This is a genomic window from Buttiauxella sp. BIGb0552 (assembly GCF_004366275.1).
Lineage (GTDB): Bacteria > Pseudomonadota > Gammaproteobacteria > Enterobacterales > Enterobacteriaceae > Buttiauxella > Buttiauxella gaviniae.
Map to the genome: position 1 here is coordinate 41,412 of NZ_SODY01000003.1, position 14,450 is coordinate 55,861.

Below are 14,450 nucleotides of genomic sequence, written 5' to 3' on the forward strand. Positions count from 1 at the left end.
GCAATGGACGACCCCGATATTCAACGGGAAAGCGAGTTTTCCGGCGCAAGCCGCATTATCACCCTCAGCGTTTTACTGTTTATTTTGCTCGGCGTCTGGGCATGGTTTGGCACCCTTGATGAGGTTTCGACAGGTACCGGGAAAGTCGTCCCCAGTTCACGCGAACAAATACTCCAGTCGCTCGACGGCGGTATTGTCACCGAGGTGTTAGTGCATGAAGGCGACAAAGTTCAGGCTGGACAAATTGTTGCCCGGCTTGACCCCACCCGTTCAGAATCAAATGTTGGCGAAAGTGCCGCGCGTTATCGCGCATCGCTTGCCTCCAGCGTGCGGCTTAACGCGGAAGTGAGCGATCTCCCGCTGGTCTTCCCTGATTCCCTCAAAGCCTGGCCGGAGCTGACCGCTTCTGAGATGCGCCTGTATAAAAGCCGCCGTGCGCAACTTAATGACTCCGCAGCAGACATACAAGATGCGCTGGTGTCGGTTAACAAAGAGCTGGCGATAACTCAGCGCCTGGCAAAGAGCGGTGCCGCCAGTAATGTAGAAGTGCTGCGCCTCCAGCGGCAAAAAAGCGACCTGCAACTGAAAATCACGGACCTGCGCTCACAATATTATGTGCAAGCGCGCGAGGCGCTTTCCAAAGCAAACGCCGAAGTGGACATGCTCGCCGCAGTCATCAAAGGCCGTGAAGATTCGGTGAGCCGCATGACGGTGCGCTCGCCAATGCGCGGCATTGTGAAAAATATCCAGGTGACTACCATCGGTGGCGTAATCCCCCCCAACGGAGAAATGATGGAAATCGTCCCGATTGATGACCATCTACTGATTGAGGCTCGCCTCTCGCCGCGCGATATCGCATTTATTCACCCAGGCCAGCGCGCGCTGGTGAAAGTCACCGCCTACGATTACGCCATTTACGGCGGGTTAGAAGGCGAAGTGGAAACTATCTCCCCGGATACCATTCAGGACAAAGTTAAGCCTGAAATCGTCTACTACCGGGTATTTATACGCACCCAGCAGGACTACCTGGTGAACAAAGCCGGACACCATTTTTCAATTTCGCCAGGTATGGTCGCTACCGTCGACATCAAAACCGGGCAAAAAACCATCGTTGATTACCTGATTAAACCGTTTAACCGCGCCCGGGAAGCGCTGCGCGAGCGTTAACCGGCGTGAGGGGTAGTAAGTTGCGCTACAACTCTGTTATACTTACAAAACACTTGTGGGGCTGATTCTGGATTCGACGGGATTCGCGAAACCCAAGGTGCATGCCGAGGGGCGGTTTGCCTCGTAAAAAGCCGCAAAAAAATAGTCGCAAACGACGAAAACTACGCACTAGCAGCTTAATACCCTGCTTAGAGCCTTCTCTCCCTAGCTTCCGCTCTTAAGACGGGGATCAAGAGAAGTCAAACCCAAAAGAGATCGTGTGTAAACCTTGCCTGGGGTTGAAGCACTAAAACTAATCAGGATAGTTTGGTAATGGCGTGTCTATCCGCAGTTGCCCGGCGAATGTAAAGATATGACTAAGCATGTAGTACCGACGGCGTAGTAATTTCGGACGGGGGTTCAACTCCCCCCAGCTCCACCAAAATTCTTTGTTGATGGTCACCAGAGCCTGATATGAAGTCCTGAAAGCCCGCTTAACGAAAGTTACGCGGGCTTTTTTGTGCCTGCGATTTGTGCTTTGTACCCTTCCCATAAAACAAAAAGCCACCAGCAATTGCCAGTGGCCATCCATAAACTCAAAAAATCAACGATGATTGATCTTAACTCCCCCGGTAAGTTGAGTAACCGTATTGACTCAACAATAAAGGGATATGGAGCTTTTGATTCGTTTTAGTGACGTTGAAAATCACAGGAACTGCCGGGAAGAATGTTTCCTGATTATTTGCCTTGAAATAATCCCCCACTTTAAAGGTCACTTTATAGATGCCTGGTTCCATATCACCGGTGTCTGGAAAAAGTGATTTGATTCTGCCGCCGGTATCCGTTTTCGAAGTCGCAAGATGCGTCCAGGAAGAACTATCTTGTTTGTCCAACTCGACGACAACGCCCTGCGAAGGCAAACCAGTCTGTTGGTTGAGAATATGAACACTAAGCGTTCCTTCGGGTGCTGCAAGTGCACTGAAGCTGAGCAAGGAGAGAATAGAAGCCGCTAAGATTTTCATGGGGTTAACCTGTTGTGAATTTGTTAACGGATTATATGAACCTACAAACATAATAAAATTAAACTTTTTGTTATATGTCTGCGTCTTTAGGGCTGAAATTGCCGTTGGGTAGCGATAGCCCTGGTGTAAGAAAATTATCAAGGGTTGGAAGGAGCGCGTGAATAGTCTGAAACTCATAAAAACTCTTTGGAAAACAACTCGCATTCCCGTTATTAGCGGGTTGGTTAACATCTTCGATTTGCGTAATAGTCAGCCCGCTGCGGCAAAATCCGCAGCCGGGTTTCGCAGCCTGGAAATCTATAAGGATACGCTTGATGCTATGCATTGAGCGTTAATGTCTTCGCGCACCTATTGCATGCACAGTTCAAAAACTGTACTGGAAATGTCTATGGTGGCTCAGGCAGGGCAGCCTTCGGGCTGGCCGGTGTCCTTGTAGGCCGGTACTGCGAACCTTGTCTGGGCTACCACCAAAAGAGTTTCGCAGCTCCGGTGATAGTTATTATCACTACAAGGAGATGTTTGTGACACTTTCACACAGCCCCACTTTCCTGCCCTTTCAACAAGACTGGCACAAAGCCGATATCATCGCGGCGCTGCATAAAAAATGGCACCTAGCTGGCTGCCGAATCCCGCGCCGCAGGCTTAAGTTCTACAACTCTTGCCAATGCGCTGATACGCCCATGGGCGAAAGGTGAATTGATACTATGCAATGCGATTGGCGCACCCGTCATCCGAAATAAACAATTAGCGCCATCTGACTAAATCTCTGCACAGATGGCGCTTTAATTAGCTTGAATGATTCCGGCGAGAGCGGTGAAAACATTCTGGCCGGATTTACGAGCGTGTTCCGAATAGAGTCCATATTAAGCCAGTAGAATCATTACCCTATTTGGAACTTGTGATATTATAAATAATGTTTTTGTATAAAAACATTCCAAATGTTAATAAATACCAGCAAATGAAAAAAAGAGTAATGATATTATGAATTATGATGATGCTATTGATGAAGAGAGACGTAAAATGATCTCCCTCAGTGGCGCATGGTTTATTGTTGTGACATTAACACTGTCTGCTTTCGTTCTATTTTATTCCTATTTTTTAGATGACGATAAATTTATAACAGCCAATACTTACAGTAAAATCTTTGCATTCATCTATATTTTATTTATATCCACTTTATGGGTTGTCCGCACATTGAACCCTTCTTATCTCGATAAAAACTGGATGAGAAATGCATCAATGCTTATTTTTATTAATGGACTCATATGGGGAGGCATCGTTTTTTGTTATGTCATGGAAAACCGTCTTCTCGGGCCAGTTTTTCTTTGCGTAATTGTATTGTTTTGTGGTGTGGTATCTGGTTACCCATTAAAGCTGATTTCTATATACTGCCTACCTATTTTCAGTTCATTATTATTGGCAACATTTTTAAAAAATGGATTACTCCAATCCCTGTACATGTCTATTATCCTGGCAGGAACTTGGTTCATTATAAAAACCAGCGACTCTTTAATTAAAAAAAGAATAAACAAGGAGATTGCTACTTCATTAATTTTAGAAAAAAAAGCATTTAATGCATATAACTATGCCCAAACAGATTATCTGACAGGCGTTTTTAATCGCCGGGGCTTTGAGGTCGAGTTTAAAAAAGCAGTTTCGAAATGTGTGATTCAACAAAAACCTTTTGCAATCATACTTGTTGATATTGATTTTTTCAAAGAGATAAATGACAGTTTTGGTCATATTGCTGGCGATGATTGCCTTATTAGCGTTGCCGATAAAATTAAAAGTTGTATAGAACCTTTCGCAGCAAGTGTTTCACGATATGGTGGGGATGAATTTATTATTATCATCCATGATGCCTGTTCTACAACGGTCGAGATACTTTGTAAGAGCATCAAAAAATCCATCAATGAAAATAGCTTGAAATCCATAGGATACAAGTGCGTTTCAGTCACTCAGGGTGCAGCTATTTGCAGCAATGCAAAGTATGTAAATGATATTATAAATTGCGCTGATAAAGCTCTTTATGAGGCCAAGGAAAATGGAAGAAACTGCTACCGAATAGCCGAATGATATATAGCTACCAGAAATAATATTATTGATTCCCCATTTAGCCATTGTGTTTTTAAGGCATGTTGCGAAATGGGGAGATTAAAAAAGCGCAGAAGCAGGTTTATGCGTATCGACTGGCTACAGTGCTATTCTATGGGGAAGCCTATCTCCGCTGAACTAGCCGAATGGTCTCTTTATCTTCAATTACCCTAAATCCTCTCCTGTGCAGGAGCTTAGTTGCATACCAATCCATCCACTACGAATCAGCTCTACCAAGCAACAACACAGAGATAGCATTTCTTATAGCTGCAAAAAAAGAGCTAATAGTAACCAAGTGCGACTACTTTAATTGACAATAATCAACTAACGGTTTGAATGCAATTTAACTAAAACAAAAAACATGCAACATTGACGCAACAAGATAACTATAGGGTTTACAGATGCTGCTGTTTAGATTGTCTACATCAATATTATGCGCACTACTGACTGCTCTAACCTTTATCTGGGGAGCGCTTGTGTTTGATATAGAGATGATTTCAGTACCAGTGACTGAATTTATGTCCGGAATTGTTGATAACATTTATGTCAGATTGGTTGAAACTCCAATGCAGGAAAGCAGCGTTACAGAATTTACTGAGTAACCAATTCAATAAAGCAAAACACAGATAATTAATGAGTGCCTGCTGCCCCCCTCTCAGTTTACTGCTGGATATCGATGAGATATTCCCGATCCTACTCCAGTCATTCGAAAGCAATGGAGTGAGAATGATTTCAAACCCTATTCACCAACTATTTTCAACATAGTGCAATCATCACCAAAACAATTCAATGCATTACATTTAACATATATCAATATCGATTAAACGCACATTACTATTCTGAAGATAAAGTGTGCGAACTTTTATTTTTTAAGTACTTTAAGAAAGAACACATAAACACTTAACTTCACTATAAAATGGTTACCATGAAAAAATTATTAATTGCAGTTATTGCAACTATGGCATTATCTGGTTGTGCTCAACAAACCTTCAAGATTAATAACGGTATTGCTGAAAAACCTTCTCAGGAAACTAAACAAACATTCTTTGTTCAAGGACTTGGGCAATCTCAGACCATAGATGCCGCTCTTGTTTGTGGTGGGGCTGATAAAGTCATCCGCACAGAAGTTCAGGAATCAGGAATGGACGTACTTCTGCGAGTTGTATCACTTGGCATTTATACACCTCGTGAAGCCCGAGTATATTGCTCTAAATAATTATTCTTCGCAGACATTCATTGAATGCCTGCTGAAGGATGGTCTACCTTTATCAGATATCACAAAGTTTTGATTGCTGACTGGTGCAAGCTGCTGATACGGAACCTACCTTGTTTATGGAGAAGGAATTAATGACTGAATCTTCACTCATTCCACTGTCTTTCCCCATGCCGGAAATCCCAGGCGTTACTGTGACGTATGGCGGGCTGCATTATCTGCAACCTGAATTGCTACTGGATTTTATTAGTGTCTCGGCGCAGCCACCGGCTTCTGTCACCCCGGTTGCTGTGCTCTACGCCGATATCGGTGTCTTGCAGCGTATTGAATTACGTAAAATCCCTGTACCGATCAAAGGGCCCATTGTTTACCCTGTCAGTTCTCAGGCGCTTCCCAGTCTGCGCGCAAGGCTTATCATTAATGGGCCATTCAAAAAACTTAAATTCCAGGGCACTCTGATTGCAGCAACGGCAGAGCCATCAGTGCAAAATATGACTCTCATTGGTCTGGCGCTAGAGTTCACAGCCCTTCCACTATAATTTCACGCAACATCTTACTGCCATAAATTCAGAACCGGCAACGCGCCAAATCCTATGTTTATCCACCTTACAATTACTGAATTGTGGGTTCTGTCTCACTCTTAACGCCCTACTACGTCCTATACAAAAAACGTGCTGCAAACCGATTTCCCACCCTCTCAATTCGGGTTACAATCAATTAATAACTGTATAAATAAACAGGTTAATTGCTATGAATCTGGCTTTAAATGGCGAAAAGATTGGTCGTGATCAGTTCACCGGCGCGAAAATTGAAAACAGTACTTTCTATAACTGTGACTTTTCAGGGGCTGACCTGACGGGTACAGAGTTTATTGGCTGCCAGTTTTACGACAGGGAAAGCCAGCAAGGTGGTAATTTTAGCCGGGCAATCCTGAGGGATGCGGCCTTCAAGAACTGTGATTTATCGATGGCGGATTTCAGGAATGCAAACGCATTGGGCGTTGAAATCCGCGAGTGTCGGGCGCAGGGAGCAGACTTTCGTGGTGCAAGCTTCATGAATATGATCACAACACGCACCTGGTTTTGCAGTGCATACATAACCAAAACCAACCTGAGTTACGCCAACTTTACTAAGGTAGTGCTTGAGAAGTGTGAGTTGTGGGAAAACCGCTGGAATGGCGCTCAGATACTTGGCGCGACCTTTAGTGGCTCCGATCTCTCTGGAGGAGAGTTTTCTTCATTCGACTGGCGCGCAGCAAACTTTACCCATTGCGATTTAACCAACTCAGAATTGGGTGAATTGGACGTACGCGGCATCGACTTACAAGGAGTAAAACTGGATAATTATCAGGTGATCCAAATAATGGAGCGATTGGGAATAACAATTATCGGCTAGGCTTGCCATGGAAAGTGGCAGCCTGACAAGTGAGACTCAACCATGAACGGCTTGGCTCACTGTATGATATACGTACAATTGAACGTCTACCTAAAGACAAGCAATAAAATACAGACAGTTACGTTATCATCCCTGTTCAGCCAGATAATTGCCCTCTTTTTCCCACATCGCTGGTTGTGTTATTGGTACGAAAAGCGGCTGAAATAAGGTATAAAGCGGCATGAAAATCCCAAATAGAATCCAACCGCTGGTTGATGATGGCCTGATCGACGATGTGCTTCAGCGGCTGAAAAGCGGCAAAGAGGCCGACGTTTACACCGTTTTATGCGGTGGCAAGATCCAATGTGCCAAAGTGTACAAAGAAGCGACACAACGTAGCTTTAAACAGGCTGTGCAGTATCAGGAAGGGCGAAAAGTCCGCAACACACGTAATGCCCGTGCGATGCAAAAAGGCTCGAAATTCGGGCGCAAGCAGCAGGAAGAAACCTGGCAGACAGCCGAGGTGGAAGCATTATTCCGTCTTGCTAACGCCGGGGTCCGCGTACCACAGCCATATATGTGTATTGACGGCGTGCTACTGATGGAGCTGGTCACGGATGCTGAAGGTGCTGTGGCCCCTCGTCTGAGTGATGTAACTCTGGACGAAGAGAGCGCGATTGCTGATTTCAATACCATGATCCGCAATATCGTGCGCATGTTGTGTGTAGGCATTGTGCATGGCGATTTGTCGGAGTTTAACGTGCTGCTTGATGCGCAAGGGCCGGTCATTATCGACTTACCGCAAGCCGTCGACGCCGCCGCCAATAACCACGCTGAATCCATGTTTGAGCGTGATGTGAATAACATCACCGAATACTACGGCCAGTTCGCCCCGCATCTGTTGAAGACACGTTATGCGAAAGAGATTTGGGCGTTATATGAAGACGGAAAATTAACGCCAGAAACACCGCTGACGGGTCTCTTCGTTGAAGAGGTTCATGACGTGGATATGGATTCATTGATTGATGAAATCATTACCGCGGAAGATGAGTATTATGATCGTCAGCGGGCGGCCAAAGAGCGCGACCAACAGTACGAATGATGAATCAAAACGCCCGCATAGCAGAAGTTATGCGGGCGTTTTTGTCTTTTTAAGACAGACAGTTAAGGGTAACTCCCCTCAACTTAACGGTGGATAAATACAGTTCTTTCCTGATTCCTTGGCTTCATATAAAGATTTGTCTGCTGAAGCAATAATTTCATCCAGTGTTTTACCATCCCCGGAACTGGCTATTCCACAGCTAAATGTAACCGTTAGATTTTGCTCACGCCATTTTCTGCGGCTGACGGTATAACGCCAGCTATCAACAATTTCATAGCATTCAGCAAATGTGATTCCGCAGAAAATGGCGACCAGCTCTTCACCGCCAAAGCGATAAATAGAATGAGTACCACCTAAACGTTCAAGCCCAATCTTACTTACATGCTGTAAAACGAAATCACCTGTCGGGTGGCCATAGGTATCATTGATTTTTTTAAAGTTATCTAAATCAATCATCGCCAGATGAAAAGGAGTATTTGAACGAACCAGGTTAAGGGAGTCCTCTTCAAACCTGCGGCGGGAACCTATTTTCGTCAGGGTGTCGGTACTTGCCGCCTGTACAGCCTCTTTCAGAGTTTCATTTTTTTTAGCCAACCCCTGGCATAGCCCGGCAAAATTATGTGGTAATTCGTTGCCGTCATCACCATTAATATTTTTATAAAGTGTGTCTATCCACTGTTTAAAGTATGCTCTGCAAATCAGGGCCATAATAAAGTAGCAAAATATACAGGCTAGAATGACATACACCAGTACAATGTAGGAATCATTTAATAATTTATCGTATTCTTTAATATCAACCGAGGTAAAGGCAACCCAATCAGGATTTTGATAAGCTTGATAAAAAACAATCTTTTTATTTACCTCATCCCTGAAATAACCCGTAGAGTCCTTTGCTTCACTAATCCATGAGGCCGGTACAGTCCGGGTGAAAATATCCTTAGTATTTGAGGACATAATCACAGAACCATCCATTGCTGCGACCTTGAAGTGACCATTATAGGGGACAACAAGCCCCTGCATATTATTGCTCATAGCAACAAAACTCAGATCAAAGGCAATATTACCGATAAATTCAGAATGCTTGTCAAAAAGATTCATACTTACGCTTATAGATTTTTCTTTCTTTTGTTCAGAGTTGGTTTTCTTTGCCGAAATATAAGGTTCAGAATAAAACACTTGATCTTTAAATCCATCCCTGTGGTACCAAGGGCGCGAGCTTGGTTTATAGTTTTCTAATTCAAAAGGCGGATAAATTTTGTAGTTATCTTGATTATCAGAAACAAGTACACTCGCCAGCATTTCATTGGCATTAACTAAGGATGGAATGAGCAGATTCAACTCAGTGTGATTAGGCGAGATATACTCGATTATGTCATGTTTCTCTATCATGCCTGAAAGGGAGCTAAACAGGACATTGATTTTTCGTATTGGGTTTTCAATGCAGTTATGGGCACTGTTTGATGTAAACCTGAACATGGTTTCATCAAAATGATTTTCTGTATTGATTCGAATGTAAAAGAAAGAATAAATAGAAATTAACAAAAATGGTGCAAGTACAACAGAAATTGTTATAGCCAGAGCGCGTTTTGAAGTTAGTGTTAACATGATGAGTAATTCTTAGTTGTTATGCAAAGGAACAGCATAATTCAATAACTATTAAATAGACTTAACGCCTATAATTTAACTTTTGCATTCTAAACCAATAACAAATCAATCACTTTTTAACACTCCCAGACATTATAAACACCCAGTTATTCGGGCGGCTATTATCGTATAACTCATTAAAATAGCAAGCAGCGCTAATGTATTAGCCATCCCGATATGATTTATTACTCTCAGTAGATAAAAAAAAGCCCCGGTAATAACACAACCCGAGGCTTGGATGAAAAGTTCAATGTGTGGATGAAGTTAAACTGCTGAGGGGTTTTGTATAATATTTTCGCTGATACTGTAATCCATTAATTGCCAGTTAATAGTGTGACCAGAGTGATAAGGCATGATGTTTCCTTTCTCAACACTCACAACCTGAGTTACCGCATTAACTGCGGCACTCCACACTCCACTTTGCTGGCAAACCGTTCCGCTATATTGGTGATAGCCTATTGGTTTTCGATTCGTCGTTTCCTGTGAACCGTCAACAGTAAAGCCAGAGCCATAATGATAAGGCGTCGAGTCTATCTTCATTATGAAATATCCAGATAATTGATGGGTAGCTATTAATAACTACGACACAAAAACTGAACAAATTAATAGCGATATTAACTACTTAGGCACCCACTTTACGAGAGTGTGATGCAGATACCATTTTAAGTTCATCGAAGCGACGAGAACCTTCTGTATATCCCCATGCTGCAACAAGCTCCGCTTTGCTGGGAATATTAGTCGCCTCTCCACCCGCCTGAATAACAATTTTTACTGCTTGCAGCTGTTTACTTAATGACTGACGTAACGCTTTTAATTCCATTGGGTTCATTAAACTTGCCTGCATAGGGAACACTGACTTCCCCGGGATCGCCTGAGCAATGGTTTGAGGCGTCTGTTTTGTTCCGGGAAGATTCTCAAGCCCCAATGCTGAAAATATCCCACTGCTAATCACCTTTTCATCAAACGGGATGGTGCCATTTTCATGGCGAATAATCGCTTTGCTTAATGCGCTTAATACTGATGGAGCCGTAAGATCGAGCCGTTGATGAGGAGAAACCCCCAGCGCCTGGCTTACTTTGCTGATATAGCTGGAAGTGTCGTTATTGTCTGAAGCTGGTGCCCATCGCGAAATAACCTTGCTGATGGTATCCAGCCCACGGCGATGATACGAAAGCAGGTTCATCCCCAACGCGCGAATACCGTGTTCAGGAGAGGAAAATGTAGCGAAACGCCCGTCATTGCCCGTTTGCCCCTGCCAGTCGAACAGCTCACTGGCTTCGAGGTTACCGGGGTTATTATTACGAATTCCACGAATATTCCCGGCATCTGCAGCCCGTGCCAACAATCCTTTCTCCCGGACTTCACGCGAAGCTGTGCGCGTAACGGTTTGCCCGCTTTCATTCCAGGGTTTGCCGGTGCGGCTGTTTTTACGCAGCGATAACCGTTTCATCAGCGAGATTTGCTTTTCACTCCACCCCTGGCTTTTGGCGAATTTCACCAGCTGTTCAAGTGTTGGCGTTGTGCTGGCTGTTTGAACTGGGCGAGTCGTTTCAGGGCGTGATGGTGCCAGCGCAGCTTTTACGCTTTCCGCTTGTTGTTTTTGCGTCGCCGAAAGCGCCTGCTGAAAAGATGCCGTACTGGTAGATGCCGTGCTTACACTTTTAGCGGGGTCGGTATTTGCCGCAGAAGCTGCAACAACCGGCTTTTCCACGGGCGAAGGGGTATTTTTTGCTTGTTGACGGTAATAATACTGAGCAATAACCGACATGAGTTCCTCTCAAAATACACCGACGGAGTCCCTGACTCCGTCGGAAAGCAAATTAGTGCGCAGTTTTAGAACCACTTACAGGTTGCACTACATCCACACCATGCGTACCAAAGAATTGATAAAGCGAGTCCGCAGCCGCGTGGGTTAGCACCATGATTTCAATACGGCGGTTTGCAGCACTCAGTGGTTGATCCGGTTTAAGCAGCATTTTGTCCGCCATCGCATTCACCTGAATCACTTTGTCTCCCGCCATGCCGCCCTGCTCTAACGCTATTCGGGCCGCCAACGCACGGTCACCAGACAAGTTCCAGTTGTTATAACGCGTCTGATCCCGGTACATAGAAGAGTCCGTATGTCCGGTGATAATCACTTTGTTATCAATTTTATTAAATACCGGTGCTAGCTGAGTCAATAAACGCTGGAAGAAGGGGGTCAGAATCGCGCTGCTGCGCTGAAACATTTCCCGCTTCTGATCGTCCTGAATCAGAATGCGTAACCCCTGTGGAATGATCTCCATTTCGAGGTTTGATTGCGCGTCGAAGGCTTTGGTGATTTCAGTAATTACACGCGCCAGCTCGATCATTTCCTGTTGTGAACGCTTATTCACATCTTCCAGCGATTCCGTAGCTTTGCTGGCCAGATCCAACTGTTCGATCTGTTTGGTAAAATCGTCGGTTGTCGGTGCGCCGCCCTGTTTGCCAGGAATAATCATATTGGGGCCATTCGTCGCTTTGCCGCCGGAAGATAGCGGCGACATCACCACGCCATCAAAAATAGATTCCCCAGTAAGCGTCGCCACCACCTCTTTTCGTTCTTCTTCGGTGACTGAACTCATGATCCACAACACCATAAACAGGGCCATCATGGCGAGCGTAAAATCGGCAAACGCCACTTTCCACGCACCACCATGCGGCGCGTGATGTTCACGACGCGAAGCGCGTTTGATTATCGTGGTGTGGCCTTGTTTCTTGCTACGCATCAACCTTCACCAATCAGTTCATTAACCCAACCATCAAGGGTGGCAAACGTTGGTTTGGTATCCATTGGCAACATTTTACGCCCGGCATCCACAGCCAGCAGTGTCGGTTTACCGGCAACCTGGTTCACTAACACCGTACGCACACATTCAAGGGCAGCCATCTGCTTTTTAGTCTGCTGTTCCATGGCGTTAGCTAATGGATCAAGCAGACAGTAACAGATAAATACGCCGAGGAACGTCCCCACCAGCGCGGCCGCAACTTTTACCCCAACCACAGCAATAGAGCCGTCGATGGATTGCATGGTGATAATAATTCCGAGTACCGCCGCGCAGATACCAAATCCAGGCATCGCTTCAGCAGTACGCTGCATTGAGCGAGATGGTCTGAGAAGTTCTTCTTCCATAGCGCCAAGCTCTTGCTCCAGAATACCTTCCAGCTCATGCTCGTTGATCTTGCCCATCGCCATTAACCGGAAGTTATCGGAGATAAAAGTGATCAGCGCATGGTCTTCCAGAACTAACGGATACTTTTGAAAAAGGTCACTTTTTTCAGGAGATTCGATATGTTCATCAAGTACCTTTAACCCACCATCCTGTACCAGTTCCAACAGTTCATAGAGCAACATCAGCAACTGCCGTTGGTAGTCTGCGGTGTAACTGTTTTTACGCATGGCGCTTTTAACCTGCCGCCACATTTCGATAAGCACAGCTTTAGGGTTGGCGAGGACCATGGCCCCAATCCCCGCACCGATGATAATCATCAGTTCGCCTGGCACCCAAAATGAGGCCAGCCGTCCACCAGATTCAATAAAGCCGCCCACTACACAGCCAAAAATGATCACTATTCCGAGTAATTTTTGCATCAAGGTCTCACTGCGCTACGGCATCTTTAATTTTTTGCGTGATTTTCTTATTCAGCTGGCAAATCCTGGCCTCAGTGAGATCCAGAACCAGCGCGATTTCTTTCAGGCTCATTTCGTGTTGGTAATAGAGACTCAGGATCAGCCGTTCCCGCTCATCAAGCCCGGCCAGAGCCGCACGTAATGAATCGCTGATAATGATTTCATCTTCCAGGTTTCGGCTGTTGAAGCTGAGGTCGGAATCCGTGATGAGCATGTCATCAAGGCTGTGGATAGCACTGGCGCTATCGAGCAATAAATACTCCTGATACTCTTCAGGGGTTATCTCCAGATGTTGCTTTATCTCTTCAAAATCAACGTCTTTACCAAGCTTGCGGCTGAGTTCTCTGATAGCGTCATTGATCTTATGCGCTTTCTGGCGCAACCGGCGAGGCCGCCAGTCCAGCACACGTAACTCATCAAGTATCGCGCCGCGTACTCGCTGAGCCGCAAAAGCGGCAAACTGTTCATCAGGCCTGCCGTAGCGGCGCAAAGAACTGAGCAAACCCATCAGGGCGATTTGCTGCATATCTTCGCTGTCGATAACGCTCTGGGCCTGCCATGAAAGCTGTTTCACGACCCGCTTTACCAGAGGCAGATATTGGGAAACGTAACGCGACTCTTCCGCAGGCGTTAGCGTTTCACTGGAGATAAAGGTGCTGCATTCCATTGTGCGTTCCTTCCCTGTTTCTACTGCAACAACATTTTGCTGATAATCACGTCATTAAATGGCATCCGCGAATTGAGTTGCTTAAAGCGTTCTTTATAAGCACCCATCAATTCGTCGTGTATGTCCTTCACAGTTAATGTGCGAACCAGGCTGTAATCTTTTTCGGTTAATATAGAGACCGTTGCCCCGCGAATAGCAGGGATCATCATTTCAGTTTGTTTTACGGCTTCTTCTGTAGCGGCGGTTAAAGCCAGTTCGAGAAGCATGTAACGCTCTCTACCACCGTCGCTTTTCAGGGTGATGACGATGTTTTTGATTTCAACGAACAGAACCTGAGTTTCCTCTTCTGTCGAAGAAAATAGATGGGTAAATTTTTGCCAGACTGAGTGGGTCGCTGGCACTTCGATTTCGTCGGCGACAGCCGATTTAGCAAAGTGTTGAGTCCCCATAACTGCTAATACCGCAGCCAGCACAGAAGAGATAATGGCGATTGCCAGCCCCATCGAAAAAGTTTTAATCGTCATAGAGTTATTCAGTTT

16 protein-coding genes, 1 other RNA gene and 1 pseudogene are annotated in these 14,450 nt (G+C 45.1%); 10 read left to right on the forward strand and 8 right to left on the reverse strand.

Features of this window, described 5'->3' with window-relative positions; all coding sequences use genetic code 11:
* Nucleotides 1-3: 3 nt before the first annotated feature.
* Together EDF88_RS09155 and ssrA are read left to right on the forward strand one after the other, a co-directional pair.
* Nucleotides 4-1,167 (forward strand): HlyD family type I secretion periplasmic adaptor subunit, encoded by a 1,164-nt coding sequence (locus EDF88_RS09155; protein ID WP_134184861.1) that lies wholly within the window; start codon nucleotides 4-6, stop codon nucleotides 1,165-1,167.
* Nucleotides 1,168-1,224: 57 nt separating this feature from the next.
* Nucleotides 1,225-1,588, forward strand: a transfer-messenger RNA (tmRNA) gene (ssrA, locus tag EDF88_RS09160).
* A 178-nt stretch (nucleotides 1,589-1,766) separates the two neighbouring features.
* On the opposite strand, the gene uraH is transcribed toward ssrA, so the two are convergent.
* Complete coding sequence (uraH, locus tag EDF88_RS09165) at nucleotides 1,767-2,168, reverse strand: hydroxyisourate hydrolase (protein ID WP_134184236.1); 402 nt, start codon at nucleotides 2,166-2,168, stop codon at nucleotides 1,767-1,769.
* 157 nt (nucleotides 2,169-2,325) lie between these two features.
* On the opposite strand from uraH, the gene EDF88_RS24665 reads away from it, so the two are divergent.
* The 8 genes and pseudogenes from EDF88_RS24665 to EDF88_RS09200 all read left to right on the forward strand — a co-directional run bounded on the left by EDF88_RS24665 (nucleotide 2,326) and on the right by EDF88_RS09200 (nucleotide 7,951).
* Nucleotides 2,326-2,496 (forward strand): hypothetical protein, encoded by a 171-nt coding sequence (locus EDF88_RS24665; RefSeq protein WP_166671965.1) that lies wholly within the window; start codon nucleotides 2,326-2,328, stop codon nucleotides 2,494-2,496.
* Between the two features lie 27 nt (nucleotides 2,497-2,523).
* The gene (locus tag EDF88_RS25050; protein ID WP_279586340.1) at nucleotides 2,524-2,604 is read left to right on the forward strand and encodes an ash family protein; all 81 of its coding nucleotides are present in this window, start codon (nucleotides 2,524-2,526) and stop codon (nucleotides 2,602-2,604) included.
* 79 nt (nucleotides 2,605-2,683) lie between these two features.
* Nucleotides 2,684-2,930, forward strand: a pseudogene (locus tag EDF88_RS09175) (helix-turn-helix domain-containing protein).
* 219 nt (nucleotides 2,931-3,149) lie between these two features.
* Nucleotides 3,150-4,244 (forward strand): GGDEF domain-containing protein, encoded by a 1,095-nt coding sequence (locus EDF88_RS09180; RefSeq protein WP_134184240.1) that lies wholly within the window; start codon nucleotides 3,150-3,152, stop codon nucleotides 4,242-4,244.
* Between the two features lie 943 nt (nucleotides 4,245-5,187).
* Nucleotides 5,188-5,478: a Bor family protein gene (locus tag EDF88_RS09185; RefSeq protein ID WP_064513534.1), complete on the forward strand. Its 291-nt coding sequence runs from the start codon at nucleotides 5,188-5,190 to the stop codon at nucleotides 5,476-5,478.
* 131 nt (nucleotides 5,479-5,609) lie between these two features.
* Complete coding sequence (locus tag EDF88_RS09190) at nucleotides 5,610-6,014, forward strand: dTDP-glucose pyrophosphorylase (protein WP_134184242.1); 405 nt, start codon at nucleotides 5,610-5,612, stop codon at nucleotides 6,012-6,014.
* Nucleotides 6,015-6,225: 211 nt separating this feature from the next.
* Complete coding sequence (locus tag EDF88_RS09195) at nucleotides 6,226-6,870, forward strand: Qnr family pentapeptide repeat protein (RefSeq protein WP_064513240.1); 645 nt, start codon at nucleotides 6,226-6,228, stop codon at nucleotides 6,868-6,870.
* Between the two features lie 220 nt (nucleotides 6,871-7,090).
* Nucleotides 7,091-7,951, forward strand: a complete 861-nt coding sequence (locus tag EDF88_RS09200; RefSeq protein ID WP_134184244.1) for a PA4780 family RIO1-like protein kinase — start codon at nucleotides 7,091-7,093, stop codon at nucleotides 7,949-7,951.
* A 78-nt stretch (nucleotides 7,952-8,029) separates the two neighbouring features.
* Here EDF88_RS09200 and EDF88_RS09205 read toward each other — a convergent pair whose 3' ends face one another.
* The 7 genes from EDF88_RS09205 to EDF88_RS09235 form a co-directional block, all read right to left on the reverse strand.
* Nucleotides 8,030-9,556 carry a sensor domain-containing diguanylate cyclase gene (locus tag EDF88_RS09205; RefSeq protein WP_134184247.1) on the reverse strand — a complete coding sequence of 509 codons (1,527 nt, stop codon included), beginning with the start codon at nucleotides 9,554-9,556 and terminating at the stop codon, nucleotides 8,030-8,032.
* A 303-nt stretch (nucleotides 9,557-9,859) separates the two neighbouring features.
* Entirely contained in the window at nucleotides 9,860-10,135 is a 276-nt protein-coding gene (locus EDF88_RS09210; RefSeq protein ID WP_134184249.1) for a hypothetical protein, read from the reverse strand.
* A gap of 82 nt (nucleotides 10,136-10,217) precedes the next feature.
* Nucleotides 10,218-11,363, reverse strand: a complete 1,146-nt coding sequence (locus EDF88_RS09215; RefSeq protein WP_134184251.1) for a hypothetical protein — start codon at nucleotides 11,361-11,363, stop codon at nucleotides 10,218-10,220.
* A 52-nt stretch (nucleotides 11,364-11,415) separates the two neighbouring features.
* The gene (gene lafU / locus EDF88_RS09220; protein WP_134184253.1) at nucleotides 11,416-12,342 is read right to left on the reverse strand and encodes a putative lateral flagellar export/assembly protein LafU; all 927 of its coding nucleotides are present in this window, start codon (nucleotides 12,340-12,342) and stop codon (nucleotides 11,416-11,418) included.
* Complete coding sequence (gene motA, locus EDF88_RS09225) at nucleotides 12,342-13,205, reverse strand: flagellar motor stator protein MotA (protein WP_134184255.1); 864 nt, start codon at nucleotides 13,203-13,205, stop codon at nucleotides 12,342-12,344. The genes lafU and motA overlap by 1 nt, the downstream gene beginning before the upstream one ends.
* Nucleotides 13,206-13,212: 7 nt before the next feature.
* Complete coding sequence (locus EDF88_RS09230) at nucleotides 13,213-13,911, reverse strand: FliA/WhiG family RNA polymerase sigma factor (protein WP_134184257.1); 699 nt, start codon at nucleotides 13,909-13,911, stop codon at nucleotides 13,213-13,215.
* Between the two features lie 20 nt (nucleotides 13,912-13,931).
* Nucleotides 13,932-14,435, reverse strand: coding sequence for a flagellar basal body-associated FliL family protein (locus EDF88_RS09235; protein WP_134184259.1), 504 nt, complete (start codon nucleotides 14,433-14,435; stop codon nucleotides 13,932-13,934).
* Nucleotides 14,436-14,450 lie beyond the last annotated feature (15 nt).

Excerpts from the sequence above, each read along its gene's own strand:
- EDF88_RS09155 (WP_134184861.1), top strand. The coding sequence starts at position 4 with ATGGACGACCCCGATATTCAACGGGAAAGCGAGTTTTCCGGCGCAAGC.
- uraH (WP_134184236.1), bottom strand. The coding sequence starts at position 2,168 with ATGAAAATCTTAGCGGCTTCTATTCTCTCCTTGCTCAGCTTCAGTGCA.
- EDF88_RS25050 (WP_279586340.1), top strand. The coding sequence starts at position 2,524 with ATGCACAGTTCAAAAACTGTACTGGAAATGTCTATGGTGGCTCAGGCA.
- EDF88_RS09180 (WP_134184240.1), top strand. The coding sequence starts at position 3,150 with ATGAATTATGATGATGCTATTGATGAAGAGAGACGTAAAATGATCTCC.
- EDF88_RS09185 (WP_064513534.1), top strand. The coding sequence starts at position 5,188 with ATGAAAAAATTATTAATTGCAGTTATTGCAACTATGGCATTATCTGGT.
- EDF88_RS09190 (WP_134184242.1), top strand. The coding sequence starts at position 5,610 with ATGACTGAATCTTCACTCATTCCACTGTCTTTCCCCATGCCGGAAATC.
- EDF88_RS09195 (WP_064513240.1), top strand. The coding sequence starts at position 6,226 with ATGAATCTGGCTTTAAATGGCGAAAAGATTGGTCGTGATCAGTTCACC.
- EDF88_RS09200 (WP_134184244.1), top strand. The coding sequence starts at position 7,091 with ATGAAAATCCCAAATAGAATCCAACCGCTGGTTGATGATGGCCTGATC.
- EDF88_RS09205 (WP_134184247.1), bottom strand. The coding sequence starts at position 9,556 with ATGTTAACACTAACTTCAAAACGCGCTCTGGCTATAACAATTTCTGTT.
- EDF88_RS09210 (WP_134184249.1), bottom strand. The coding sequence starts at position 10,135 with ATGAAGATAGACTCGACGCCTTATCATTATGGCTCTGGCTTTACTGTT.
- EDF88_RS09215 (WP_134184251.1), bottom strand. The coding sequence starts at position 11,363 with ATGTCGGTTATTGCTCAGTATTATTACCGTCAACAAGCAAAAAATACC.
- lafU (WP_134184253.1), bottom strand. The coding sequence starts at position 12,342 with ATGCGTAGCAAGAAACAAGGCCACACCACGATAATCAAACGCGCTTCG.
- motA (WP_134184255.1), bottom strand. The coding sequence starts at position 13,205 with ATGCAAAAATTACTCGGAATAGTGATCATTTTTGGCTGTGTAGTGGGC.
- EDF88_RS09230 (WP_134184257.1), bottom strand. The coding sequence starts at position 13,911 with ATGGAATGCAGCACCTTTATCTCCAGTGAAACGCTAACGCCTGCGGAA.
- EDF88_RS09235 (WP_134184259.1), bottom strand. The coding sequence starts at position 14,435 with ATGACGATTAAAACTTTTTCGATGGGGCTGGCAATCGCCATTATCTCT.